The sequence below is a fragment of the Actinoallomurus rhizosphaericola genome (assembly GCF_024055675.1).
Lineage (GTDB): Bacteria > Actinomycetota > Actinomycetes > Streptosporangiales > Streptosporangiaceae > Actinoallomurus > Actinoallomurus soli.
On the sequence record NZ_JAMXMW010000005.1, the window covers coordinates 373202 to 398722 of the forward strand.

At 67.4% G+C, this 25521-nt stretch carries 19 protein-coding genes; 11 read left to right on the top strand and 8 right to left on the bottom strand.

The features are described from left to right. The first annotated feature begins 5 nt into the window (after positions 1–5). On the top strand, positions 6–1355 hold the full coding sequence (locus tag NE234_RS15440) for a NucA/NucB deoxyribonuclease domain-containing protein (protein ID WP_252780983.1): 1350 nt from the start codon (positions 6–8) through the stop codon (positions 1353–1355). Between the two features lie 178 nt (positions 1356–1533). Here the strand turns inward: NE234_RS15440 and NE234_RS15445 are convergent, their stop codons facing one another. Then, a complete protein-coding gene (locus NE234_RS15445) occupies positions 1534–2361 on the bottom strand; it encodes a hypothetical protein (RefSeq protein WP_252780943.1) in 828 nt (275 codons plus the stop codon). A 416-nt stretch (positions 2362–2777) separates the two neighbouring features. Here NE234_RS15445 and NE234_RS15450 point away from each other — a divergent pair, with 416 nt between their 5' ends. Together NE234_RS15450 and NE234_RS15455 are read left to right on the top strand one after the other, a co-directional pair. Next, entirely contained in the window at positions 2778–3188 is a 411-nt protein-coding gene (locus tag NE234_RS15450; RefSeq protein WP_252780944.1) for a Panacea domain-containing protein, read from the top strand. After that, on the top strand, positions 3169–3627 hold the full coding sequence (locus NE234_RS15455) for a hypothetical protein (RefSeq protein ID WP_252780945.1): 459 nt from the start codon (positions 3169–3171) through the stop codon (positions 3625–3627). Before NE234_RS15450 ends, NE234_RS15455 begins: the two co-directional genes overlap by 20 nt. Positions 3628–3794: 167 nt before the next feature. On the opposite strand, the gene NE234_RS15460 is transcribed toward NE234_RS15455, so the two are convergent. Together NE234_RS15460 and NE234_RS15465 are read right to left on the bottom strand one after the other, a co-directional pair. Further along, positions 3795–5630: a GmrSD restriction endonuclease domain-containing protein gene (locus tag NE234_RS15460; RefSeq protein ID WP_252780946.1), complete on the bottom strand. Its 1836-nt coding sequence runs from the start codon at positions 5628–5630 to the stop codon at positions 3795–3797. A 123-nt stretch (positions 5631–5753) separates the two neighbouring features. Beyond that, a complete protein-coding gene (locus NE234_RS15465) occupies positions 5754–6134 on the bottom strand; it encodes a hypothetical protein (RefSeq protein ID WP_252780947.1) in 381 nt (126 codons plus the stop codon). A 366-nt stretch (positions 6135–6500) separates the two neighbouring features. On the opposite strand from NE234_RS15465, the gene NE234_RS15470 reads away from it, so the two are divergent. From NE234_RS15470 to NE234_RS15505, 8 genes are all read left to right on the top strand, one after another. Beyond that, positions 6501–7787: a hypothetical protein gene (locus NE234_RS15470; RefSeq protein ID WP_252780948.1), complete on the top strand. Its 1287-nt coding sequence runs from the start codon at positions 6501–6503 to the stop codon at positions 7785–7787. 45 nt (positions 7788–7832) lie between these two features. Beyond that, the gene (locus tag NE234_RS15475; RefSeq protein ID WP_252780949.1) at positions 7833–8213 is read left to right on the top strand and encodes a hypothetical protein; all 381 of its coding nucleotides are present in this window, start codon (positions 7833–7835) and stop codon (positions 8211–8213) included. After that, a complete protein-coding gene (gene pglZ / locus NE234_RS15480; protein WP_252780950.1) occupies positions 8174–10732 on the top strand; it encodes a BREX-2 system phosphatase PglZ in 2559 nt (852 codons plus the stop codon). Before NE234_RS15475 ends, pglZ begins: the two co-directional genes overlap by 40 nt. Beyond that, positions 10729–12075 (top strand): BREX system ATP-binding protein BrxD, encoded by a 1347-nt coding sequence (gene brxD / locus NE234_RS15485; RefSeq protein WP_252780951.1) that lies wholly within the window; start codon positions 10729–10731, stop codon positions 12073–12075. The genes pglZ and brxD overlap by 4 nt, the downstream gene beginning before the upstream one ends. Further along, the gene (locus NE234_RS15490) at positions 12072–14204 is read left to right on the top strand and encodes a DEAD/DEAH box helicase (protein WP_252780952.1); all 2133 of its coding nucleotides are present in this window, start codon (positions 12072–12074) and stop codon (positions 14202–14204) included. Before brxD ends, NE234_RS15490 begins: the two co-directional genes overlap by 4 nt. 202 nt (positions 14205–14406) lie before the next feature. After that, complete coding sequence (locus NE234_RS15495) at positions 14407–17463, top strand: AAA domain-containing protein (protein WP_252780953.1); 3057 nt, start codon at positions 14407–14409, stop codon at positions 17461–17463. A 320-nt stretch (positions 17464–17783) separates the two neighbouring features. Continuing rightward, positions 17784–19646, top strand: coding sequence for a DUF2075 domain-containing protein (locus tag NE234_RS15500; RefSeq protein ID WP_252780955.1), 1863 nt, complete (start codon positions 17784–17786; stop codon positions 19644–19646). A gap of 362 nt (positions 19647–20008) precedes the next feature. Beyond that, positions 20009–20686 carry a tyrosine-protein phosphatase gene (locus NE234_RS15505; RefSeq protein WP_256528775.1) on the top strand — a complete coding sequence of 226 codons (678 nt, stop codon included), beginning with the start codon at positions 20009–20011 and terminating at the stop codon, positions 20684–20686. Here the strand turns inward: NE234_RS15505 and NE234_RS15510 are convergent. From NE234_RS15510 to NE234_RS15530, 5 genes are all read right to left on the bottom strand, one after another. Further along, entirely contained in the window at positions 20623–21087 is a 465-nt protein-coding gene (locus NE234_RS15510; RefSeq protein WP_252780957.1) for a MiAMP1 family antimicrobial peptide, read from the bottom strand. The two genes, NE234_RS15505 and NE234_RS15510, sit on opposite strands and share 64 nt — an antisense overlap. Positions 21088–21188: 101 nt before the next feature. Next, on the bottom strand, positions 21189–21980 hold the full coding sequence (locus NE234_RS15515; RefSeq protein WP_252780961.1) for an ABC transporter permease: 792 nt from the start codon (positions 21978–21980) through the stop codon (positions 21189–21191). Then, positions 21977–22921: an ATP-binding cassette domain-containing protein gene (locus NE234_RS15520; protein WP_252780964.1), complete on the bottom strand. Its 945-nt coding sequence runs from the start codon at positions 22919–22921 to the stop codon at positions 21977–21979. The genes NE234_RS15515 and NE234_RS15520 overlap by 4 nt, the downstream gene beginning before the upstream one ends. A gap of 325 nt (positions 22922–23246) precedes the next feature. Further along, complete coding sequence (locus NE234_RS15525; protein ID WP_252780965.1) at positions 23247–24113, bottom strand: DUF4097 family beta strand repeat-containing protein; 867 nt, start codon at positions 24111–24113, stop codon at positions 23247–23249. Between the two features lie 67 nt (positions 24114–24180). Further along, the gene (locus NE234_RS15530; protein ID WP_252780966.1) at positions 24181–24705 is read right to left on the bottom strand and encodes a toxin-antitoxin system HicB family antitoxin; all 525 of its coding nucleotides are present in this window, start codon (positions 24703–24705) and stop codon (positions 24181–24183) included. Between the last annotated feature and the right edge of the window lie 816 nt (positions 24706–25521).

Consider the following 25521-nt stretch of genomic DNA (forward strand, 5'->3'; position numbering starts at 1 on the left):
CCGGAATGAAACGTCCTCGCCTTCCCCTTTTCGTTGCCGCGGTGATGGGGGCGATCACGCTTACCCTGACCGCGTTCACGCCCAGCCCAGGTGACTCGGCGAAGGGCTCGCCGACCGGCTCCGCCGGCCCGGCTGCCCCGTCGACCGGGCTGCAGGCACCTCGCCGCGATCCGAACGACCCGGCTGCGGTCAAGGGCTACCTGGAACGGATGCAACGCGGGGTGGCCCGCAAGCAGACGCAGTGCACCACGGACAAGCATGGTGGACGGACGACGCGATGGTGCCTGGAGCCGGTCGATCCGGCCGAGATGCCCAAGGTGACGTCGAAAATAGAACGTGCAGCCGCTGATCCGACGCCACCCAAGATGTGCTCCAATCCCCCGGGGAAAACGAACTACGACCGCTTCCACGCCTGCTACGAGAGCGCGGGACGGATCGTGAACGAGGACACGGAGCAACTTGGTGCGATCGTCAAGTTCGACGTGTGGGCTACGCTGAGTGCGGATAGCACTCACTGGCTGATGCAGGTCGGCGTTACCGCGACCAACATGTCCACTGAGCTGAAAGAGGCCGTACCCTCGTTCATCGTATCCCTGCAGTGCGATAAAGACACCTGTGAAATCCCCGATCCGGTGAAAAGCAAGATCGTCCCGGACGCCTACACCTACTTCGAGTTGGCGACCTCGAACCCGGATACAGCTCCAGGCGACAGCATCAAGTACACCAACCCACAGGTCCTGCTGACCCTCGAGACCGAGAACGCCTTCCCGGGCAGTGGCGCCACTAATCCGCTGAACGATCCGTTCGACATCCGTTGTGACAGGGAGACCTACATCGGCGGTGCGGGCTGCGTGTACTACATGGGAACCGCCTCTGCCGCCACCTTCTACATTGACTACAGCGTCCCGGATCCGAAATACGGGGACTACCGGGAGGTCGTCAAGAACGACCTGTACGGCATGGTGATCCGCGACAACCTCAACCACTACGGCAACATCAAATACGGGAAACCGTTGCACCGCGCGGACCCGGTCACCCAGAGGCAGAATCACGATAAGGTCTGCAGCGCGGCGATCCTGGCAAAGGAGCCGGCAGGCATGGAGTGTGACGAGTGGCCCTATGCCTCCAGTGAGGAGGGCGGCAGTAAGAATCCGCGCTACTCGTGCGCGTTCCTGCCGGCAGCGCAGAACGGGAACCACGGCCGAGCGCTGTCTAACATGTACAAGGTCAACCGGATCCTGCCGTCGCTCAACGAAGGCGGGGAGTACATCCAGGGCGATCCATACTGGGTGTGGGTGCTCAACGCGCCGGCTGACAGTGCGATTCCAACGGTGAAGCAGTGCAGCGCGTATTAGCGGACACAACGAACTGAACAACGGACGAGCGGTCAGAGCAGCCCAGGCTCGGGCACTCTGGCCGCTTCGCCGTCGCCACCAGATGCACCGCCGACGACGGCGACCCATACGAGCGTGGGCCCAGCCTGCCGGTTGAGCCATCAGGAGGGTAGAAAGGATCAGATGCGGTCTCGAGGACTCATAGACCGTAGACGCGCCCAGGGGGGAGATGATGCCCGATCTGAGAAACGATCTCGTCGCGGATCCGCCGCATGGCTTCGGCTCTGACGGGATCAGATGCCAGGCTGCCGGGATGTTCCAGCGTTGCGAGGGTGACCTTCCACTGCCGAGCCGTCAAGGCCACCGGCAGCTGACCCGTTGACACATCGTGAGACTCGATGACGGCACGGATCTGCTGGCAATCCTCGACGATGTCGTCGATGTCACCATTCTGGATCTCCAAAGCCGCCATCGCGCGCACCTCTGTGCGGACGATGTTGGCCTGATCGGCGGTCATCGTCACCTCGAAGGTTTCGGTGGTGCGATCTGGCCGTTCGACAGGCTGGCGGTCGTGGTCGAGCTGGTACGTCCACTCTTGTGTCATCGACGCCGGCCAGAGCCGCAGCAGATGCCGTTTATGGCGGATGTCGAGATACTGGGAGTGCAGGCGTAGCCGGTAGGTGCCCGCCCCGCCTTCGAGGTCCAAGGCTAGCTTCTGCGAACCGTTTGCTGCGAATATCCGGAGCCGTGCCGTTTCGAAAGAGACGGAAATCTCGACGACCTCTGCGAAACCGTCGCTGTCGTCGATGCGTAGGGGAGGCTCGACGCTCCATTCCTCGATGTCGATGTCGATGTCGCGAGCGGTGGTGCCCGTGTTGACGAAAACGTCTCCCTCGAACAGGTCGAGGGTTCCGTAGCTGCGCGTAGTTCGGTCAGGGGCGTCGGGAACCGCGTCGCCGGTCGAGATCCGGTACCACTCATCCGACTCTATGCGGACGGCGGCATCGGCTGTGGCGAGTGGGCGCACGAGTCTCTCCTTCCTGACGCAGAGCGGCCAGAATACCCGGGGCGCGGAGAAGGGCAACGGGCGTCATGAGTCGCTGAGTCGCCATGAGCAATGGCGAGGTTCGGAGGACTGGGGGAGTGCTCCCGGTATGCGTCGGTAGCGGAGGAGACGCCTAGACGAGCGGGTGGTTGACCGCCGGACCGATGTCGGCCAAGACCTTTACGTGATCACATGGTCACGTATAGTGATTAATGGTCGGTGAGTAGCAACCCAGCGGAGAAGATCCGGCCATCACTCAGCAAGGAGGTGTCGCCATGCCTCTTCCCTCGTCGAGACGGGTAGGTACCGTAAGGGCGAAGATCGGAGGTGGCGACCGCGTGGCGACGGTCCGGGATCTAGCAGCGTACATCCTGCGGAAACGCGGTCCCATGACCGCGATGAAGCTGCAGAAGCTCTGTTACTACGCCTACGGCTACCACCTGGCGTGGGAGGAGCGCCCACTGTTCCCCGAGCGGTTCCAGGCATGGGCGAACGGGCCCGTCCCCCCGGACCTGTACAAGTGTCACCGCGGCCGGTTCCAGCTCAGCGACGGCGACATCCCCGGTGAACCGGACGCCCTCGACGAGGGGGAGCGTGAGTCGATTGAGCTGGTCCTGCAAGGTCTCGGCGACTACACCGCCCACCAGTTGTCGACGATGACGCACCGCGAAGCGCCCTGGGTGGAGGCGCGTGTCCGCGCCGGAGCGCAGCCACTGCAGCGCAGCACCGAGGAACTACGCGACGACGAAATCCTCGAGTTCTTCGACGCTCTGACAGCGGCCGGCGACGATGGCCAAGCGGAAGCCTAAGAAACAGGTCTTCGCTCCGGATGTCAAGACGAAGGAAGTCCCGAAGCGGTCGGTGCTTCCTGGGGCGGAGACCTCGGACAGTCGGATCTGCTGGAGGTTCTGCCACGTCGACCACGACGGACGTTGGGGGTTCGAGAAGGTCGACCCGCAGACGCTCCGCTGGTTGATGGAACGGCTGTCGTCGGTGGAGTCGATGACGATCAACCAACTGTTCCACTCCGGCGGCTACCCCGGTGCCGACTATGACGTTGCGAGCATTCCGAACGCCGTGGCGCTGGGGCGCTTGGAGGAGATCGGTTTGTCGGACATGACGAAGATCCATCGGTTACGGTTCACGGGCACGACGCGCGTATATGGCTTCCTGATCGATCACGTGTTCCACGTCGTCTGGTGGGATCCGAACCATGAGGTGTGGCCGAGCAAGCTGAAGCACACGTAGTCATCACATGGGACGTAGTCGATGGCTTGTCGTCACTACTGCCCCAGGGTGATCTTCATTTCGCTAAGCTTCCTCAGACCGAGCTGTTCCGACTCGGACATTGAAGCTCCAGAGGTTGGTCGCTGCATCTACTTGACGGCTTGGGACAGGCTGCTTGTCAGTCAGCATCAGAGGTCGTCGGTGTCGTCATCCACCTCGAACGTGTCGGCCGCGTCGGACTTCACGTCCTCGATGTCTTCGATCACCTTGCCCATCGCATCGGCGATTTCGCCGAGGAGCGCGCGCTTCCGGTCCTGGAAGAAGGCGTCGAAGTCGTCCTCCCGCATCAGCCGCGGCTCTGCCAGATGCGACGTGACGTGCGCGTCGATCGTGGTGTCGTCGACACCCGCGCTGTTCGCCAGCCGCGACAGGTACTCCGATGGTGCCCGGCCGCCGATGACCCGGTTGGTGCGGGCGGTGAGCGGTGTCTTGTTGACGATTGCGTTGTAGATCTTCGAATCGATCTTCTGGGTCTCACACCATGCCTTCGGGAAGATGTGGTGGATGTCGATGGCATCGTCGAAGTAGTTGGTGATCGTCGAAGCCTCGCCCGTGCGCCAGTCCTGGGCGCCGGCCTTCATCAGCAACGCGTAGATGCCCTTGTAGGCGGCGCTGTTCCGGGTTCGGAGGGTGAGCAGACGGCCGGGCACGAACTGCGCCTCGACGACCGTTCGCGGCTCCGTCCCGGAGCCCCGGATCCAGGCGGCGACGTCCGGCAGGTCCCTGCTGAACCGCGTCTCCGTCGTCCCTCCGTACAGCTCGCCGAAGACGCCGCACCAGTACCAGCGTGCGAGCTTCTGCTGCGCGCCCGCGTTCTCCGCATCGGTGCCGAGGACGGCGAAGATGGCCGCGAGCGGGATGAGCTGGGTGCCGTACGGCAGGAATCTGGTGTCGAAGATGTACTGACGGTGCAGGAACCGGGCGGCGGCTTTCAAACCGTTGACGATCATCGGAGCGAAGCGCTCGTACTCGGGCAGTGTGAGGCCCAGCATGTCCGCGCGCTTGCAGCCGATGCGCGGAAGACGGTCCTCCTCGACACCGTTCTTCCGGCCGGCGTCCCGCCGGGCATCGGTGGCCAGCAGAGTGATCGCCTGCAGGAAGTCGGTGTTGGAGACCTCGCGGAGGATGCGGTACTCGGGCCCGGACCACTCCTTGCGGCATTCTTTCCAGTGCTCACGCAGGTCGAACTCGTCGGCGGCGTACGTCGCGGTGAGCAGTTCGAACACCGTGAGTGTCACTCCACCGGTGTTGACCTTCTCGAACACCTGGCAGACGGCCTGCCGCGGAACGCCCTTGTCCAGTTCGATGATCGGGAACTGGTACGTGTCGAAGCGCTTGATGATCGTGCTTTGGAAGGCGTTCCAGAGCTTCATCTTGTCCTGGGCGTAGCCCCAGTGCTCTTGGAACCCCATCATCCAGTCCTCGTGGTCGAAGACCTTCGCGAGCGGGAACAGGTGGGCTTCGTACTCCCGGTCCGGTGTGGAGTAGTCCTTGATCACCTCTCCGCGGAAGTTGCGGACGATGCGGTCCGCCGGCAGGAAACGGATCGCCTCCTCACGGTCCCCACTCGGGTCGAGTGCCTGGCGCATGTCGATGTAAAACCAGCCGGAGACCGGGCGCTTCCGGACGTCCTGGGTCTTGAGCGGAAGCCCCAGCTTGAGTGCCTGGAACAAGGAGGTCATCCGCTGCTGACCGTCGAGGATCAGTCGCTCCGGTTCGACTCCCGCCGCCGGCGTGGCCCCCTCCACCGCACGCTGCTTGAACCTGACGTCACCGCCGGTCTTCAGCATCATCAGCGTGCCCACCGGATAGCCCAGGGAGATCGAGGCGAGAAGACTGGAGATGTTCCGGTCGGGCCAGACCCAGCCTCGCTGGAACTCCGGCAGTTGTGTCCGGCCGTCCCCGACCTCTCGCAGTAGGTCGGAAAGGAACTCCTTGTCGATCCCGAACGTGTCGACAGCCACGTCTCTCCTTCTTGCGAATGACATGCGAATAAAGGGCGGTCGGTGGATATGCGGACTCCTGCGTCCGTCACGGCCCGGTGTGTTGGTCGGTCGACTCGGGTGACGGAGCGTCTTGGCGTTATCTCATGCGTTCGGCTGAGCGAGCCGCCGGGCCAGGTCCTCCACGAGTTCGGCGTCCGAGTCGGTCAGGCGGTCCAGCACCGGGCCGAGGCTCAGCACCCGCGCCGAGAGGTCGGTATCGGGGCGCACGCCGTACCAGTCGGCGGCGATCATCGCCGAGACTCGTTCGGTGGTGGTGCCGAAGAGCTTGGCGATTCCGTCCAGCGCCTCAGGATCGGGCGGGCCGACCCTGCCGCCCCCGGGTGGACCCTGCCATGCGCCGTACTCGATCAGGTTCTTCCACCACCCATGTGACCTGGCGCGATCGGATTCCCAGGCCATCGAGTAATAGTCCTTGTTCCGGGCGATCTTTCGGGCGGTGTCCCTGAAGGGGCTACTGCTCATAATGCGATGATACGCACGTATTTAGTGGCGCCAAAATCTTTCTCATAACAATCCCGATTCTGACATTCCGGAAAAATAGTTCCTATTGGTCGGGGGTGCTACGGCGTCCCGTGTTGACGCTCGACGTGATGAGTCGGTTTACATGAGTCCGTATCCGGCCAAGGGGGAGCCTTCCGGTTACGTTCCGGGAGCGCTCTGTGGCCGCTGTGACTGCGGCGGCCGTAGGCTGTACCGGTTCGAGGAGCGCCTCCGCGAACGTCTCCGTCTGCCAGGACGCATCGTGTACGCCGGTGCGTCTCCGTCGTGCGGGCCTTCGGCGGGACTCAGGCGGTGGCTCGGACACACGAGACGGAGAAGGACTGATCGATGGCGCCCCCACTGCTCCGCGACCTGATCGAAATCCCCGATCAGGTGCACGCAGGAGACTTCGTCCTCACCCTGTCCAAGGGTGTGGGCGAGGAATCGACCATCCGCGACTACGTCGTGACCGAGCAGCTCGCCGACTGCTTCGACCAGGCGCTGGGCCTAATCCGCAGCGCGGTGGAGGAGCGCAAGTCGCAGGCCGCCTACCTCGACGGGTCGTTCGGCTCCGGTAAGAGCCACTTCATGGCGGTCCTGCACGCCATCCTCAGCGGCGACCCGGAGGCCCGCGGCAAGAAGGGGCTCGTCGAGGTCGTCGCCAAGCACGACACGTGGCTGCAGGGCCGCCGGTTCCTCCTCGTCCCGTACCACATGATGGAGGCGACCTCCCTGGCGTCGGCGGTGCTCGGCGGCTACGTCGACCACGTGCGCCGCATCGCGCCGGGCAAGCCGCTGCCCGCCGTCTACCGCGACGACGAGCTGCTCGCCGACGCCCGTGACCTGCGCGCCACCATCGGCGACGAGGCGTTCATGGGCGGCCTGCCGGCCGACGACGAGTGGGGCGAGGCCGGCTGGGATGCCGCACGGCTCGACGCCGCGCTGTCCGCGCCGCCCGGCGACCCGCAGCGCAAGCAGCTCGTCGGCGAACTGCTCGGCACCCACTTCAAGCGGTACGCCACGGCGGTCAGTGGTCAGGCCGAGGCGGTCATCGACCTCGACAGCGGCCTCGCCGAGATCAGCCGTCACGCCAAGAACGTCCTCGGCTACGACGCCATCATGCTCCTCCTCGACGAGCTGGTGCTCTGGCTGTCCGGGTACGTCGGCGACCCGATGCGGATCCGGACCGAGGCGCAGAAGGTCTCCAAGCTCGTCGAGTCCGCCGAGCAGGACCGCCCGGCGCCGATCGTCAGCTTCGTCCCGCGCCAGCGCGACCTGCGCGACCTCGTCGGCCGGGACACCGCGGGCGCCACCACGGCCAGCCTCTTCGACACCCTCAAGTACTGGGACGGCCGCTTCGACCGGATCAAACTGGAAGACCGCAACCTGCCGGTCATCGTCGAGGCGCGCCTGCTCCGTACGAAGAACCCCGAGGCCAAGGCCGAGCTGGACACGGCCTTCGAACGCACCGCGACCCGCAAGGACGTCTGGGACACGCTGCTGGACGCCCAGGGCGGCCCCGCAGACCGCGCGGCGTTCCGCGCGACGTACCCCTTCAGCCCGGCGTTCCTGCACGCGATGGTCGACATCTCCGGCGCGCTGCAGCGGCAGCGTACGGCGCTCAAGCTGATGTAGCAGCTCCTCGTCGACTACCGCGAGCTGCTGCCGGTCGGGCAGCTCATGCCGCTCGGCGCGATCTACGACGTGCTCGCCCGCGGCCAGGACCGGCCGTTCAGCGACAAGCTGCGCGACGAGTTCGAGCAGGCCAAACGCTTCTACACCGGGCGGCTCCTGCCGTACCTCCTGGCCAAGCACCGGCTGACCGAGGACCAGCTGAGGTCGCTGCCCGCCCGGCATGCGTTCCGCGCCGACGACCTGGTGGTCAAGACGCTGCTGCTCGCCGCCCTCGTGCCGAACGTCGCCGCGCTGCGCCACCTCACCGCCGGCTGGCTGGCGGCGCTGAACCACGGCTCCATCGCCACGATGATCCCCAGCTGGCGGGGGAGTTCGGCGAGATCCGGGTGTCCGGGTCCGACGACCCGGCCGTGGAGATCGCGCTGATCGGCGTCGACACCCACGCCATCCTGCAGCAGGTCCTGCACGTCGACGACGACGCCGCCAAGCGGCGGCTGCTCAAGTCGCTGCTGTGGGAAGAGTTCGGCGTTCCCGAGACCAACCAGTTCGTGACGAGCCGGTCGGTGATCTGGAAGGGCACCGAGCGCACCGTCGAGCTGGTCTTCGCGAACGTCCGCGACCCCGAGGTGGCCGAGGCGCTTCTCGACGCGCAGCCCGCCGGCGGCTGGCGGCGTCTGGGCGGGCCGGTGCTGCAACTGGAGACGGCCCTCGGCCGGCTGGCCGCCGTACGGCTCGGCATGGACGGCGAGGACGACCGGGTCGACGCCGCCGCACTGCTGGAGTGGAGCCGGGACGCACTGCGCGTGACGCGGTTCGCGGCGCTGCGCGAGGAGGAGCGCACCGGCCTCGCCGGCTGGCTGGAGGACACGGTCGGGCCGGTCGCCCGCGTCGTCTTCCGACTGCTCGGCCAGGACCAGGCCGCCGACGCGGTGCCGTTCGGCCTCGCCGCCGCCGAGCTGTACGCACCGGAGGTGTCGCGGCGGCAGGTCGTCGTCCAGGCCCGCGTACGGGTCGAGGAACGGTTCTTCGGCGGACGGCCGCCCTCCGACGCCGACCTGCGGACCTTCGCCGAGGCCGCCGGGTCGCTGACCCTGCGCTGGAGCGACAACGGCCGTGCCGAAGAGGCGCAGGAGCTCTGCGAACGCGCCGAGCACATTCTCGGCCTGCTGCGCGCCGACGACCTCGCCGGAATGAGCAGGGTGCTGGACGCCGGGCTGGACGCCCGCCTCGCCCGGCTCGGCACTGAGCTCTCCAGCGCGCTGCCCCTGCCCCGGCCGAACGACCTGCCCGCCATCCATGCCGCCCTCGACGGAGTGCTCGAACACCGTCGCAGCGGCGACCGCGCCGACGAGGTCGAGACCGCGAAGGCGGCCGTACGCCTGGTGCGCTGGCTGGCGCGCGGCGAGAGCCCACCGGCGACCGTCGCGGACGGAGCGTTCCGGTACCTGCGGTCCTGGAGCTGGGTGGACCGGGCGATCGCGCTGATCTGGAACGCCGACACGGCGCGCGTCCCGTCGGCCCGCGCCGCGTACGCCGCGCTGTACGATGCCGCCCGCGAGCAGCGGGCGACGCTCGACCGGGCGTTCGCCGAGCGGCTGGCGGCGTGGAGCGAGGTCTCCGGCACCACCGACGAACTCCTCCTCGCCGAGAACCTGCTCGCCCGGATCGCCCGCCCGATCGCCGAACGCGCCGTTCCGCTCATCATCGTGCTCGACGGAATGAGCGCCGCGAACGCCTCCGAGCTCGGCGGGCAGATCGCGGCCCAGCGCGGCTGGACCGAGGTCGGCCGCGCCCCCGACGGGCGAGAACCGGCACTCGCCACCGTCCCGTCGACCACACGGTACTCCCGCACCAGTCTGCTGTGCGGTGCGCTCCGGTCCGGCGGTCAGTCGGACGAGCGCGCCGGCTTCACCGCGTTCTGGCGTGGCCGGCGCACCGCGCTGTTCCACAAGGCCGGACTCGGCACCGGTGCCGGGGCACGGCTGAGCGACGAGGTCACCGCGGCCATCCTCGACCCCGGAACCGTCGTGGCCGTCGTGCTCAACACGATCGACGACGCGCTGTGCGACGGCCGTGAGGGCAGCGCGCCGAACTGGCGGCTGGAGCACGTCGCGTACCTCCCTGAGCTGCTCAAGGCGGCGGCCTCCGCGGGCCGACCGGTGATCCTCACCTCCGACCACGGCCACGTCCTGGACCGGGGCGAGGACCTCCACCCGGCGACCGGCGACTCCGCACGGCACCGGACGGGCGCCCCCGGAGACGGCGAGCTGACGATCCGCGGGCCGCGCGTCCTGGCGCCCGGCGGCGAGGTCGTCGTGCCGTGGGACGAACGCATCCGCTACCAGCCGCGCAAGGCCGGGTACCACGGCGGTGCGTCCCTGGCCGAGATGGTGATCCCGGTGCTGGTCTTCGTGCCGTCACCGGCGCAGTGCCCGAAGGACTGGGCCGTGTACGACAACCCCTCGCTGCACGAGCCCGCCTGGTGGAACGCCACGGTGGACGAGACCGCGCCGACCCCCGCACCGGCCGCCGGACCGAAGAAGAAGGGCGCGGCCCGACCGCCCGCGCAGGACACCGCCCTGTTCGGCCCGGACGACCTCGGCCCGGGCGCCGACGGCCCGGTCATGGAGTCCGGTGACGGGCTCGGCGGCCGGATCGTGGGCTCCGCCGTGTTCGCCGGTCGCCGGAACTTCGTCCGCAAGGCACCTGGCGACGCGGAGATCGCGGCCCTCATCGACGGCCTCGCCGCCGCCGGCGGCAAGCTGCCGGTGCCCGCAGTCGCGAAACTGGTCGGGCAGCCGCCGTTCCGGATGGCCGGCTACCTCGCCCAGGTCGGCAGACTGCTGAACGTCGACGCGTACGCCGTCATCGGCGAGGCCGACAGCGGACGTACGGTTGAGCTCAACATGCAGCTGCTGAAAGAACAGTTCCTGGGAGCCGGATGAGCACCACGGCGGTCAGCGCCGCCCGCAGACGCGAGGTCATCGACGCCCTGCGGCGGGGCACCGTGCCACAGGCGGGCCTCGATCTGTTCGCGGTCGGACTCGAACGCTTCACGACCGCGCTCGACGACGAGCTGGCCACCGTCGCGGGCGGCGGCGCGGTGTTCAAGGCGGTCCGCGGCGAGTACGGCTCCAGTAAGACGTTCTTCGCGCGCTGGCTGGCCGAGCGGGCCAAGCGGCAGGGATTCGCGGTCACCGAGATCCAGGTGTCGGAAACCGAGACCCCGCTGCACCGGCTGGAGACGGTCTACCGGCGGCTCGTCGAGCGCCTTTCCACCGCCTCACAGCCGCCGAGCGCGCTCCGCGACATCATCGACGGCTGGTTCTACACCCTCGAAGAGGACGTCCTGAGCACCGGGAACGTTCCGCTCGACGGCGACGGGATGCCCGACGCGCAGGCCCTCTCGGCCGGGGTCGACGACCTGCTGGAGCAGCGCCTCGCGGGCGTCGCCCGTACGACCCCGGCCTTCGCCGCCGCCCTCCGCGCCTACCGCCGCGCCCGGATGGACGGGGACACCGCCATCGCCGAAGGGCTGATCGCCTGGATCGGCGGCCAGCCGAACGTCGCCGCGGCGGCCAAACGCGCGGCAGGCGTGAAGGGCGACCTCGACCACTTCGGCGCCCTCGGATTCCTCCAGGGGCTGCTGACCGTACTCCGCGACTCCGGGCATCCGGGTCTCCTCGTCGTCCTCGACGAGATCGAGACCCTGCAGCGCGTCCGCAGCGACGTGCGGGAGAAGGGCCTGAACGCGTTGCGGCAGCTCCTCGACGAGGTGGACGGCGGCCGGTTCCCCGGCCTCTACTTGATGATCACGGGGACTCCGGCGTTCTACGACGGGCAGCAGGGCGTGCAGCGGCTGGCCCCGCTCGCCCAGCGTCTCGCCACCGACTTCGGCGACCCGCGCTTCGACAACCCGCGGGCCGTCCAGATCCGCCTCACCGGCTTCGACCTGGACAAACTCGTCCGACTCGGCGGCACCATCCGCGATCTCTTCGCCGAGGGGACGCCCGATCCCGGTCGCCTGCGCACGGTCGTGGACGACGCGTACGTCGCCGAGCTGGCCCAGGCGGTCACCGGCGGGCTCGGTGGCCAGGTCGGGATCGCTCCCCGGGTGTTCCTGCGCAAGCTCGTCGAACAGGTCCTGGACAAGGTCGACCTGTATGAGGACTTCGACCCCCGCCGGCACTACCGGCTGACCCTGAAGTCCGACGAACTGACGGACGTCGAGCGGAACGCGTTCGCGCAGCGGGCGAGCGACGCGGAGGACGTGGAGCTCGACCTGTGAGGTGGAACGATCGCCTCCATCCCTCACTGGCCCATCACATCGTCAACAGCCTCGGATGGCACGACCTGCGGCCACTGCAACAGGAGGCGATCGAACCGCTGACGGCCGGATCCGACGCACTGCTGCTGGCACCGACGGCGGGGGGAAAGACCGAGGCGGCGTCCTTCCCGTTGCTGTCCCGCATGGCGCTGGAAGGGTGGGACGGCCCCTCGGTGCTGTACCTGGCTCCGCTGAAGGCGCTGCTGAACAACCTGCTGCCGCGGCTGGAGACGTACGCGGGCTGGCTCGGGCGGCGTGCGGCACTCTGGCACGGCGACGTCACCACCGGCGCACGCCAGCGGCTGCTCTCCGACCCGCCGGACCTCCTTCTCACCACTCCCGAGTCGCTCGAATCGATGCTCGTCAGCGCCAAGGTCGACCACCGGCGATACTTCTCGTCGCTGCGTGCGGTCGTTGTCGACGAGGTCCATGCCTTCGCCGGCGACGATCGAGGCTGGCATCTGCTGGCGGTCCTCGAGCGGCTCTCCCGCCTGGCCGGGCGCCCCCTCCAACGCGTGGGCCTCTCGGCGACGGTCGGGAACCCGCGCGAGCTGCTGCGGTGGCTCCAAGGCGCGTCGCCCGATCGGCCGGCGCAGGTCGTGGCGCCCGGAGTCGAGCTGCCCGACAGGCCGAGCGGTCACCCGTCCTTCACAGGCGCCGGTCCGGAGCCGCCGCCCGGTGACGTCCAGCTCGACTTCGTCGGATCGGTCGACAACGCGGCCAAGGTGATCGCCGCCCTGCATCAGGGGGAGAAGAGGCTCGTCTTCTGCGACTCCCGGCGACTCGTCGAGCAACTCGGAGCCGCACTCCGCATGCGGGGCGTGACCGCTTTCCTCTCCCACGCGTCCTTGTCGCTGGACGAGCGCCGACGTGCCGAGCACGCATTCGCCGAGTCGCGGGACTGCGTCATCGTCTCGACGAGCACACTCGAACTCGGCATCGACGTCGGCGACCTGGACCGCGTCATCCAGCTCAACGCGCCCAGCACCGTCGCGTCCTTCCTGCAGCGCATCGGGCGGACCGGCCGGCGCGGCGGCACGCAACGCAACTGTCTGTTCCTGACGCTCAACGAGACCGGGCTGCTTCAGGCGGCCGGGCTCCTGCTCCTCTGGGGACGGCACTGGGTCGAGCCAGTCCAGCCACCGCCCGAGCCGCGCCACATCACCGCTCAGCAGGTCCTGGCGCTCTGTCTCCAGGAACACCGGGTCGGCCGCCACCTGTGGGCCGACTGGTGGGGAGGTCTGCTCGCCGAGCCGACCAAAGTGATCGTCGATCACCTCGTCACCGAGGGATTCCTGGAGACCGACGGCGGCATGCTGTTCATCGGGGCGGAGGCGGAGAAACGGTTCGGCCGACGGCACTTCATGGACCTGATGGCCGCGTTCACGGTTCCTCCCGAGTTCACGGTCATCAACGGTCGCGAGGAGATCGGGCGCACGGATCCGGCCCTGTTGAGCGAGAAGGTCGACGGGCCCCGGCTACTGCTGCTGGCCGGTCACAGTTGGCGGGTGACGTGGATCGACTGGAAGCGCCGCCGCTGCTTCGTCGAACCGGCCGACCGGGGAGGCAAAGCTCGTTGGTTCGGATACGGCATCGGCGGCCAGTCCTTCGCCCTCAGCCGCGCGATCCGTGACGTGCTGCTCGGCGCCAACCCGCCGGTCCGGCTGACCCGCAGAGCGGAGAGCGCGCTCGCCACGGCGCGCGAGGCGGCGATCGACACGGTCCACCCGGGCGGCACCGTCATCGTACGGTCGGCCGACGACGTGCGCTGGTGGACCTGGGCCGGTCACCGCGCGAACGCGACGCTTCTCGCGAGCCTGGACGGCGTCGTCGACCGCTCCCAACGTGCGGAAGAGTTCTCCATCCGCATGCGCAGAGACCTCGACCCTCAGATCTGGAGAGTCGCGCTGTCCAGCGTGGAGGAGCGCCTGTGCCTCCCGGCGGTCGACGAGGACGCGTTGAACGGATTGAAGTTCAACGCGGCGCTGCCCCGTCACCTCGCTGAGGCGACGCTCTCCTCCCGACTAGCCGACATCGAGGGCGCCCGCCTGACGCTCGCCGCACCGACCCACTTCGCCCACCTTTCCTGAGCGGAGCGGCCACCGCGGGAGTCAGCACCCAGGTCGATGCCGAATCTCATTCAGTCAACATTGCTGATATGTCAGTAAATGGGGGCAAGTGCCCGTTTTGTGGTGCCTGCGGCATCTGGCGTGAACCTGACTACATGGCGGATATCCTGCTGCTGGTTAATCGCGGAGTGGACGCATAGGGCCGAGAAGATGCGGGGGCGGCATGCCGGAGGAACAGAAGAGTCCATTTCCGGTCGAGGAGTTTCTTCGTGCAGTGCGCGCCGAAATCGAGGCCGTACTGGTCGACGATGGAGTCGGAGGGGAAAAGCTCGCTCTGCATGGTGGCCAACGCGTCGGCGGCACCACCGACGATTTCGAGTACTTGTTCGCATGTAAGAAGTGGAAGGAATCGTTCAGCGGGAAGAGGCTTCTGATTCGACTGTCGCGGTCGCGGGATCGGTGGGTGCCCGCACAGGCCTCACGGATGCCCGACGGGAAGATCCTGGTGGCGACCACGGCCGATCTCGGTGCTGAACCGAAGAACGCTCAACTCCGCGAAGATGACACCGCCGGCTTGGAGGCTTTGGCCGAGCGCCTGGAACAGGCAGGTGACCCTGGCGGTCCACTGAATCTGAACACCGCCGGTTGGCTGGTCGGCCGGGGGCGCCCCCGTACCGCTCGCAGTTCCCGTCCAGGACAGATCATCCCGGGCTATGGCGGCCTTCGGCTCAACGAGCGCCAACGCGAAGCAATCGAGCAGGCACTCGCCAGCGAGATCACCTTCATCTGGGGACCGCCGGGGACCGGCAAGACCGACGTCGTCACACACATCGTCGAGGGATGCCATCGACAGGGTGAGCGAGTGCTCTTTCTGGCTCCCACCAAAGTCGCCGTCGATCAGGCACTCGAACGTATGTGTGAACGACTCAGTGGAGAGGACGGCTTCGACTCAGGGCTGGTCCAGCGGGCAGGTGACATTGAGATCGCCTCATTGGCCGAGAAATACGGTGAGCAGATAAGCCCGGCGCGCCTTGCCGCCCGGCTGACCGCTGAACTCACGACACAGATCACCGACGCGACCGAGCGTCTGGACACCGTACGGGCCGGCCTCGAACTTCATGATGCGGCACGCCGAACCGAAGAAGAGCGACAAACCCTGATCACACAGCGGGTTGAAGCTGATCAGGCCATCACCGCGGCAGAACGCCTCGCGTCCATGGCGGAAGAGAAAGCAGCCGACGTCGAACACCAGATGATCGCCGTCGGTCAACCGACCGGTCTGCGGGCCCAGCGCAAGGCGGACAAGATCGACCGGCTTCGTAGCGAGCTCCACGGTCACCGGAACGCCTCGATCGCACACAGACGACAGATGAACGACGCGCTGATCGAGCGGGGCCGGTGCGTCACCGCCATCGAGGAGGCGGAGTCCCGTCTCGCCCAGCTGAAGATTCAGCTGTACGGGGTAGACGGCGCCGATCGGCTGCAGGACGAGGCCGCCAAGCTCCGGGAACGCCTCACTCGTCTCGAGGAGGAGCGCCAAAAGATCACTGAAGGCGTTCGTAAGCGCTGCCAGGTGATGGGCGCCACGATCGCCAAGGCGATTCAGTCCCGGCAGTTGATGGAGACCGTCGACGTCGTGGTCATCGACGAGGCCGGGATGGTCGATCTGCCATCTGCCTGGTGTGCGGCCGGGATGGCGCGGAAGCGCGTCGTCGTGGCGGGTGACTTCCGGCAGCTTCCCGCCGTCACCCACGGTTCGAGCCGACGCGATGTGAAGCCTGAGGACCGGGACCACTCTCGTACGTGGATGGACCGTGATGCCTTTCATGCCGCCGGATTGGTGGACGTCGAGGGCACCGTCCGCACCGATCCCCGGATGGTCTCCCTCAACCGGCAATACCGGATGCGACCGGCGATATGCGAGGTCGTTAATACGGTCGCCTATCCGGACGCTCCGCTGAGCACGGGACGGAACGACTACAGCAGGCTGCCCGCGTCACCGCTGATCGAAGGCCCGCTCGTCCTGATCGACAGCACGCCTCGGCGGATCCCTAACGGAGACCGGCGCAGCGGCCACAAGTCGAATCCCGTGCATGAGGCCGTCATCCACGAGCTGATCCGTGGTCTCCAGTACGACGCCGTCCTTCCAGCCCGCAAATGGTCGGATCTCCCTGAAGGGGAACGACCGACGGATCGGATGGCGGTGATCGCCCCCTTCAGGGACCAGGTCAACGCTCTGAAGACAAGCCTGAAGTACCGCTTCGGTCAGGACTGTGAGGGCCTGGTCGACACCGTCCACCGGTTTCAAGGGAGCCAGCGCCCTCTGGTCGTTATCGACACCGTCGCCGGAGCAGGCGACAAGCTCGGCTACTTCTACGAAGGCATCGGTCTGTCCTCGACCACCTGTCGCCTCCTCAATGTGGCGCTGAGCCGAGCCCAGGACCACCTCGTGGTGGTCGCAGACGTCGACTTCCTGCACCATAACCTGGAGCCCGGCAGCGAAGCGGCGCGAATGCTCGGCTATCTCGAACGCCACGCCCAGTCGCTTCCGGTTGACGATCTGGTCCCCTTCCGCAGCGCAGCCGACCTTGCCGGCCTGGACGAGAAGGAGCTGGCCAGGCCGGCGTTCTTTCCTGCCGACGAGGTCCAGAGAGCCGTCGAGTGGGACATCGGACAGGCCCGGCGCAGCATCGAGATCCACTGTGCCTTCTTGGACCCGGTCCCGGTACGACGGTGGCTGCGGCACCTCGCAGAACGGATCTCTGACGGCGTGGACGTCACGGTACACACGCGGAACCATGAGGCGGGCACTACCGGAGCGCACCTGATGGAAGACCTTCGTGCGGCCGGTTGCACAGTGTCCGTACGCGAACGCATGCATGAGAAGGTGCTCATCATCGACGACACCGTTCTCTGGCATGGCTCGCTGAACCTGCTGGCCAACACCGGCCCGACCGATCTGATGATGCGGATCACCGATCCGGGCGCCTGCGAACGCGTCCGTCGAATCGTCGAACGGGCGCGGATGGAGCGCCCCGCACGCACGCCTCCGCCGTGGCGCAGAACGCCTGCGGCCGGCACCGACGCCGCATCGGCTGCCGACGGCGTCTCAGCGGGTGACGTCCTGAACGGACGGCTCTACCTCAACGTCCCGTTCGACGAGAAAGGTGACGCCAAACGTCTGGTGAAAGCCCGGTGGGACGCCACGCGAAGGCTGTGGCATGTCGCCGCTGAAACTCCCAGAGCCCATGTCCAACGCTGGCTTCCTCCTGGCAGATAGGGCCGCATCCACGGCGGACACAAGCGCCTTGCCCAACCGATCTCGATGGTCGATCGCGTGCAACGCTCGCCTTCGAGCACTACAGCCGCACGTACCGTTGCCGGCCGCGGGCGAACCGGCGCATGCCTCACCGTCTACATACGCCATGTCGTCGGACTTATGTAGGCTGCGTGGGTTGGAACGCGGCCCGACGGGCTTCCGCCTGATCTTGCGATCACGGACATGCCCCCACCCGCACGAGACCTTTCGTGCCTGCTGGGGGAAGAGTGGCCGACAGTCCACGGCCTGGTTACCGCTGCTCTGCGCGCGCACTGTTCGAGATGCTGACCAGCGGATCCCTCGCCGAACAGTCCCTCATCGACACGATGGCCACCGCCATCCGATCTGAGACCGGTGCAGGCGTCGGCGCCCGCGAAAGGCGGGCGTGGCGCAACAGCCTTCCCATCCTGGCGAACGATCTGATCGATGCGGGTCTCGGCCAGGTCGAGGTGATCGTCGAGTACCCGATCCCACACCAGCCGAGGAAGCGCGCGGACGTCGTCCTCGCCGGGGTCGATCTGTACACCGGCGGGGATACGTTCGTCATCGTAGAGCTGAAGCAGTGGGACGACGTCGAGCTGCTGGACGACGACACGATGGTCCTGCCGGATCCCCGTTACGACCCCGTTCTCAATCCGATCGATCAGGTCAAGGGGTACCGCGACCAGATCGCAGCCAACTGCGCCGCCTTCGAGGAGCACACGGATGCGCTTCAGGCACTCGTGTACCTGCACAACGCGCCTCGCGACCGGGTGGAGAAGCTCATGCCACGAGCCGTCGGCGAGCAGGTCCAGTTGTTCAGCCAGACGGACCGCGGCGACCTCGCGACCTATCTTCGCGGCCGGTTCGCTCCCGAATCCGGCAGAGCGGCGGCCGATAGGTTCCTGCGGAGCGAGATACGGCCGAACAAGCATCTCACCGACCGGGCTGCGGACATCCTCAGAGGACGCGACAGGTTCGTCCTGCTCGATCGGCAGCACGAGGCATACCGCAAGGTCCTGCACCATGTCGATCAAGCTTTCCAAGCGAACACGAAGCGCGTGGTAATCATCACCGGTGGCGCGGGCAGCGGAAAAAGCGCTATCGGTATTACGCTGCTGGCTCATCTGCACAGTGAGCTTGGGAAGACGGCTTACGCTGCCGGATCACGATCTTTCACCGAGACGCTGCGCCGTGCGGTCTCCAAAAAAGACCTGACCTCCCTGTTCAAGTACTTCAATGAGTTCGCTCAGCCGAACAGGAAGAACCAGCTCAACGTCATCATCGCCGACGAAGCTCACCGCGCGCGAGAGAAGTCATTCGATCGGTTCCGCGCTCAATGGCGTAGCTCCCGGCCGCAGATTGAAACGATCATTGACTCGGCCAGAGTGCCGGTCTTCCTGTTGGATGAACATCAGGTGGTGAAACCCGGCGAGGTCGGGACCGTAGCGGCGATCAAGGCTTACGCTCAGCGACTCAACGTCAAATATGAACATGTAAAGCTCGAAGATCAGTGGCGCTGCGGAGGATCTCCGGAGTACGACATGTGGGTTCGCAGGCTACTTGGCCTGGGCGATGAAGACAGCCAGTGGAACGAAGACTCGCCACCCGAGCCCTGGCGGGGGGACAAGGATTTTGAGGTGATGCTCGCCCCGTCACCGCAGGAACTCGAGGACATTCTCAAAGCCAAGACGAAGAACCATGGAACCGCCCGTATCGCCGCAGGATACTGCTGGCCCTGGAACAAGCCTAATGACGACAAGACGCTACCCCTGGACGTCGTCATCGATGACTGGCGGCGCCCCTGGAACGTCAAAAGTAACGCTTGGGCAGGAGACGCGCCGCCAAGCGCCTTCTGGGCAACGCTCGACGGCGGCTTCGATCAGATCGGCTGCATCTACACCGCCCAAGGGCTTGAGTATGACTGGGCTGGTGTGATCATCGGCCCCGATCTCGTCGCCCGAAATGGTCGTCTCATCACCGTACGGGAGGCGAGCAAAGACAAGGATCTTACGCGCCGGTCAGTAACCGACGAACAGTTCGACCGCCTTGTGCGCAACATCTACCACGTACTCCTGACCCGCGGTCTGAGTGGCGTGGTCGTCTATGCGGTCGACGCGGAGACACAGCGACTCCTCGCCGATCTGGTCACGCCGGTCACTTGAGCGAAATCGGAGCTCGCAGAATCGCAGTGACGCGAGAATGCGTGACGGTTGCCGGCAGTCGGCTCCAGGTCCCAGGCCGAAGTTGTGCACCGACACCAGCGTCATGGTTGCGGCCCTCGTCTCCGCACTCGTCGCCGCCTGCCTCGCTCCATCCTCCCGGATCCTGGTCTGGCTTCTCGGTCTCCGGACCATGCCTCCGCTGCGCTGGATGCTCGGTGATCGGAGGTGCGAAGCGGGTCGAAATCTGCGGGCCGGCTACGCGAATCGGGTTTGCGTCGAGCCTTCTGTCCGGCTCCGCGACGACCTCTTGGCGGCGGGAGGACGGTCCGAACAACGCGATGCCGTGAGGCATCTCAACGACCATGCGTCCTCTTGAGTGGGAAGGGTCCGTCAACGCTCGGGACCTCGGCGGGTTACGGACGGGGGATGGCTGTGTGATCAGGTCCGGCGCCGTGGTGCGGTCGGGGATGCTCGACCGGCTCACTCCGCGGGGCTGGTCCGAGCTGATGGCGTACGGCATCCGCACGATCGTCGATCTGCGCAATGACGAGGAGCGGTCCGTCGTTCCGCCACCTCCGCTGACCTGCGTCCACGTCCCGCTGGACGACGTCGCCGACACGGCGATGTGGGAGCTGATCAAGGCCGGTGACCTGGACGGGACTCCGCTCTACTACCCGATCTTCCTGGAGCGGAAGGTCGAACGCTGCGTGGCGGCGGTCAGAGCGGTGGCGCAGGCCGGGCCCGGCGGCGTGCTGGTCCACTGCGGGGGAGGGCGGGACCGGACGGGCCTGGTCAGCATGCTGCTGCTCCTGCTCGCCGGCGTGCCGCCCGAGGAGATCATCGCCGACTACGAGCTCAGCAACCGGCACATGGCGCTGAACGCTCCGCGCTTCTGCACGCTGCACGTCCTCGCCCGGCATGGCACCACCGAGCGGGAGGCCCTGCTCGCCGTCCTCGATTCGTTCGACGCCGCCGCCTACCTGCGCGACGGGGGCCTGCGGGACGACGAGATCCGGGCCGTACGCTCCCGGCTGTGCTGAAGGTGCGCAGCCGCACGCCGTCGCGAAACGGGGATCGGGCCGCGCCCCGGGTCCGGGGCACCCGGCGCCACCCAGACCCCACAACACTCGATGAACATGCTCTCCCAGCCGAAGGGCGTCGCCTGCTCGGCGTTCCGGTCGGAGCTGAGCACGAAGTGCACCACGCCCTCGGCGTTCGGCTGGTTGTACATCCGGGCGCTCTGTCCGGTGGCGTACCACTTGTAGGACCCGTGGTACCGCTCGGGGATGTTGCTCATCCCGCACTTGCTGAGCGTGATGGAGTGGCCCGAGTAGTGGTCGCCCTCGTAGACGACGATGGTCGACGCCTGCGCCGCGGCGGCGGAGAGGGCGATGATGCCGGCGGTGACCGCCGGGGCCAACGCCAGTGTCTTCTTTCGCACGTTGATCTCCCGAAGTGATCGATGGCTGTGACCCTGACGGGGGTAAGCCTCACACCTTCGACTACCGAGCGCAAGGATGTGAATACTTAACGTAGTAGCGATCAGTGGGTACGGGCCCGGTTGAAGCGGGTCTTCGCCCAGGCGTAGCCGACGAGGGCGATGCCGGCGGACCAGGCGACGGAGACGGCGGCGCTGTGGCCGATCGCCGTGCCGGTCAGCAGGCCGCGGAGCGTCTCGATCATCGGGGTGAAGGGCTGGTACTCGGCGAACCAGCGCAGGCCCGACGGCATCGAGTCGGTCGGCACGAAGCCGCTGCCCATCATCGGAAGCAGCGACAGGGGGAGGGGCAGGTTGCTGGCGCTCTCCGGGGACTTGGCGAACACGCCGAAGGCGACCGACAGCCAGGTGAGCGCGAACGTCACCATGGTCAGGACGCCGGCCGCCGCGACCCATTCGAGCGGGCCGGCGTCGGGTCGGAAGCCCAGCGCCACGGCCACGCCGAGGACGAGCGCCGTACTGAACATCGTGGTGATCACGCTGCCGATGACGTGCCCGGTCAGTAGGGACGCCCGCGAGATCGCCATCGTGCGGAACCGGTCGATGATGCCCCCGGTCATGTCCACGCAGACCGCCACCGACGTCGTGATCGATCCCGAGGCCAAGGTCATCAGGACGATCCCCGGGGTGATGTAGGACAGGTACTGCGTCCGGCCGCCGCCCATGCCGCCGATTCCGGCGCCCATCGCGCCGCCGAAGACGTAGACGAAGAGCAGCAGGAAGATGAGCGGCATTCCGGCGACGCTCAAGGTCAGTGAGGGGTAGCGGATGGCGTGCCGGAGGTTGCGGCGCAGCATCGTCGCCGAGTCGCTCGCTGCGTACGACAGGGTGCTCATCGGGAGGTCTCCTGGGGGGTGTCGGTACGGCCGGTGAGGGCGAGGAAGACGTCGTCGAGGTCGGGCGTGTGGACCTGCAGTTCCTCGGGCCGCAGGCCGGTGGCGTCGAGCCGATCGAGCAGGTCGCGCAGGGCCTGGACGCTGCCGTCGCCGGGAACGCGGAGGGTGAGGTCGGCGTCCTCCGCGACCGCGTCGTCCAGTACGTGCGCGGCGCGGCCGAGGGTGGTGGGATCGGCGAAGCGGAGGCGGATGTGCCCTCCGGGGACGCGGCGTTTGAGCTCCTGCGCGCTGCCCTGGGCGACCAGCCTGCCCCGGTCCAGCACGGCGATCTGGTCGGCGAGCCGGTCCGCCTCGTCCAGATACTGCGTGGTGAGCAGGACGGTGACGCCGCCGGCGACGAGGTCCTCGATGCTCTGCCACATCGTGCGGCGGCTGCGCGGGTCCAGGCCGGTGGTCGGCTCGTCGAGGAAGATGACCTGCGGGTCGCCGACCAGGGTCATGGCCAGGTCCAGGCGGCGGCGCATGCCACCGGAGTAGGTGCCGGCGAGCTTGCCGGCCGCCTCCCGTAGATCGAAGCGGTCCAGGAGTTCGTCGGCGCGCCGCCTGCCCCGCGTCCTGCCGAGGTGGTTCAGGTCGGCCATCAGGATGAGGTTCTCCCGGCCGGTGAGCTTGTCGTCGACGGCGGAGAACTGCCCGGTCACGCCGATCGCGGCGCGCACGCCGTCGGGATCCGTGGCGAGGTCGTGGCCCGCGATCTCGACCCGGCCGGCGTCGGCGTCGATGAGGGTGGTCAGGATCCGGACGGTGGTGGTCTTGCCGGCGCCGTTCGGGCCGAGCAGCGCGAAGATCGTTCCTCGCGGGACGTACAGGTCGATGCCGTCCAGGACGACCTTGTCGCCGAACGACTTGCGCAGGCCTGTGGCCTTGATGGCTGCAGTCATGATCCTTCCAGCTACGTCACAACGCGGCATGCCGCGGTAAGGGAAGAAGAGGGGTCCGGATGAGGCAGTGAGAAGGGGAGCCGTCCGGTAGCCGGGGGCCCGCGCACCGAGCCGGGTTCGCCATCGAGGGGCGGATCAGAAAGCGTGGCCGTGAAGGGAACCCCGGTCCCGGGTGGCCGGGGAGGTGTGCGGGCCAGAGGCGGATGGCCGCCGGTGCGGGGCTGAGCGGATCGGCGCCGGCGGGGGTTGGGCGGACGGGGCCGGTACGAGGTTCAGTGGATGGGTGCCGGTGCGGGGTTTCAGTGGATGGTGGCCGGTGCGGGGCTCACTCGTGGGCGGTCAGGGAGGCGCGGCGGATCACGATGTCACCGAGTCCGGTACGGGCGCGGATCTCCACGGTCCGGTCGGCCGCTCCGGGGCCGTCGGTCGAGTCGAGCATGTTGTGCATGGTTCCGGCGGTGGCGTGGACGTCGAGCCAGGCGGCGGTGCCCTCGCGGATGCCGACCTCCAGTTGACCGGCGCCGGTCTGTATGACGACGGCGCCCTGGGAGACCTCCCCGATGCGGATCTTGCCCGCTGCGGTCTTCGCGTCGACGTCGGCGTGCGCCTGGTCGATCACGATGTCGCCACTGGCGGAGCGGGCGCGGGTGTTGCCGACGGCCTCGCCGATCCAGGCGGCTCCGGAGGAGGTCTTGATCGTGATGGTGCCGCCGCCGCGGCGGAGGCGTATCTCGCCGACACCCGTGGTGAGCCTGGCGTCTCCCGCGACGCGTCCGGCCGTGACATCTCCGCCGCCGGTCCGCACCTGCAGCGTGTGGGTGTCCTCGACCCAGATGACGCCGGCGCCGCTGGAGATCTCGCAGTCGCCGAGCCGTCCCGCGCAGTGGACGTTGCCCATTCCGAGTGAGGCGTGCAGGCCGGAGCCTGCGGGGAGCTCGACGTCGACCTGGACGGCGGCGTCCTTGGGGCCCAGGACCAGATGGGCGCGCCTCTTCGCCCTTCTGATCACCAGCCGTCCGTCGGTGTATTCGACCGTGGTCTCCTCCGCGGCCCGGACGTCGCTCGCCTTGGACGGGTCGGCGGGCCGCACCTCGACGACGGTGTCGGTGCGGTCGGAGGCGGTGACGCGGACCTCGGCGATGGAGGCCTCGAGTGTCGCGGAGATCGGCTCGGGACTGGCGAATGTGGGCATGGTGCTGCCTCTCTGGTCACAGGGTCGAGGACCCCGCCGCTGGTCGGTGATGGTGAAGGGGCCCGGCTCAGCGGACCCAGCCGGTGTAGCGGTCGCCACGCGGAGACGAGCGCCTGCGGACGTCCCGCTCGCGGCCCGTACGCTCCACGGCCTCGGCGATGGTGCGGACGAGCCAGGCGTTGACCGAGAGTCCTTCTCGCTCGGCGGCCTGCTCGGCCCTGGTCTTCAGCTCGTCGGGGAGGCGGAGGCTGATCCGTGAGACGGCGCCGTCCCTGGTGCCGTAGGACACCGGGGGAGCGGGCTCCGCCGGGGGCGCCACGGCTACGGCGGTCTCCTCCTCCGTGCCGCCGGGGGGCGGCTCCACGACGAACTCGGGCTCGCCCCTGCGGAGGCGCACGTCCACCGAACCGGGCGCGAGCTCACGGGTGATCTCCTCGGCGGCGGCCGACAGCGCGTCCAGCAGGGCGAGCCGGATCGACGACTCCAGGGGGGCGGTGAGCCGCTCGGCGAGCTCGCGGGCCTCGTTGCCGCCCGCTTCGGCGGCGAGCGCGAGCTCCTGGCGGAGCTTTGTGACGTACGACTCCAGGTGCATGGCGTCAGCATGACACGGACATTGGCGTCACGGCAAGCGCTATGTGGCGTCAACTTGGCGTCACGATGACTCCATGCCGGTACGGCTGCCCGGGCGTCCCTCCGCGCGGGGTGTCACCGTGGCCCGCGGACTGTGACCTGTTTCACGGGAAGCGCTCGAATGTTGGGAAAATAATAAATTCGCCCGCGGAACGCGAGGTGAAAGCGCTGATGAGGGCCCGGTTGGCGGGACGCCGGAGAAAGTACGCCTTTCAATTGTTCCCTTGTGAAGCCGGTGGCCGGGTGTGGACAGGGCTTCGGGGGTTGAATCACGGATTTCGCCGTAATAACGTCCGTGAGCGAAAGGGATTCACGGTTTGAGGCCTTGTGATAATCCCTGGGAAAAAGTCCATTCGGCGGGTCGAGGGCACGTCCCAAAGCCCGACTCTTGGACGCCGAAATGGTCATCGGTCATGCTTCGGCTCGACAGGGAGGTTGGAATGCGCATGCCCGATTCGCCGCGAGGTGGAGGCCGGCGGACCATCAGGGTGGCCGCCGCGGGGCGTCGGCCCTGGCCTCCGGCCCCGCTGCGGTGGCGGCGCCGATGACCCCGCGGACCGGCGGCCTTCGCCGCCATGCGTGGACCTTTTCCGTGAGCCGCGTGACCGGAGGCGTCATCTTCGCCTTCTGACGGGAGACATTCCAGGTGCACCGAGGCATCGCTCGGATGTAACTTTCATCGGCTTCCCCTGGACGTCGGCCGCGCCGCCCCCGCAGGGATCTTCCCGCCCGACCTGGCCCACCTGTCCAACATCGAGCTCAAGGCATTGCTGTACGA

Bases quoted from the DNA above. Each gene is read 5' to 3' on its own strand.
- NE234_RS15440 (WP_252780983.1), top strand. From the start codon at position 6: ATGAAACGTCCTCGCCTTCCCCTTTTCGTTGCCGCGGTGATGGGGGCG.
- NE234_RS15450 (WP_252780944.1), top strand. From the start codon at position 2,778: ATGAAGCTGCAGAAGCTCTGTTACTACGCCTACGGCTACCACCTGGCG.
- NE234_RS15455 (WP_252780945.1), top strand. From the start codon at position 3,169: ATGGCCAAGCGGAAGCCTAAGAAACAGGTCTTCGCTCCGGATGTCAAG.
- NE234_RS15465 (WP_252780947.1), bottom strand. From the start codon at position 6,134: ATGAGCAGTAGCCCCTTCAGGGACACCGCCCGAAAGATCGCCCGGAAC.
- NE234_RS15470 (WP_252780948.1), top strand. From the start codon at position 6,501: ATGGCGCCCCCACTGCTCCGCGACCTGATCGAAATCCCCGATCAGGTG.
- NE234_RS15475 (WP_252780949.1), top strand. From the start codon at position 7,833: ATGCCGCTCGGCGCGATCTACGACGTGCTCGCCCGCGGCCAGGACCGG.
- brxD (WP_252780951.1), top strand. From the start codon at position 10,729: ATGAGCACCACGGCGGTCAGCGCCGCCCGCAGACGCGAGGTCATCGAC.
- NE234_RS15495 (WP_252780953.1), top strand. From the start codon at position 14,407: ATGCCGGAGGAACAGAAGAGTCCATTTCCGGTCGAGGAGTTTCTTCGT.
- NE234_RS15500 (WP_252780955.1), top strand. From the start codon at position 17,784: ATGCTGACCAGCGGATCCCTCGCCGAACAGTCCCTCATCGACACGATG.
- NE234_RS15505 (WP_256528775.1), top strand. From the start codon at position 20,009: ATGCGTCCTCTTGAGTGGGAAGGGTCCGTCAACGCTCGGGACCTCGGC.
- NE234_RS15515 (WP_252780961.1), bottom strand. From the start codon at position 21,980: ATGAGCACCCTGTCGTACGCAGCGAGCGACTCGGCGACGATGCTGCGC.
- NE234_RS15520 (WP_252780964.1), bottom strand. From the start codon at position 22,921: ATGACTGCAGCCATCAAGGCCACAGGCCTGCGCAAGTCGTTCGGCGAC.
- NE234_RS15525 (WP_252780965.1), bottom strand. From the start codon at position 24,113: ATGCCCACATTCGCCAGTCCCGAGCCGATCTCCGCGACACTCGAGGCC.
- NE234_RS15530 (WP_252780966.1), bottom strand. From the start codon at position 24,705: ATGCACCTGGAGTCGTACGTCACAAAGCTCCGCCAGGAGCTCGCGCTC.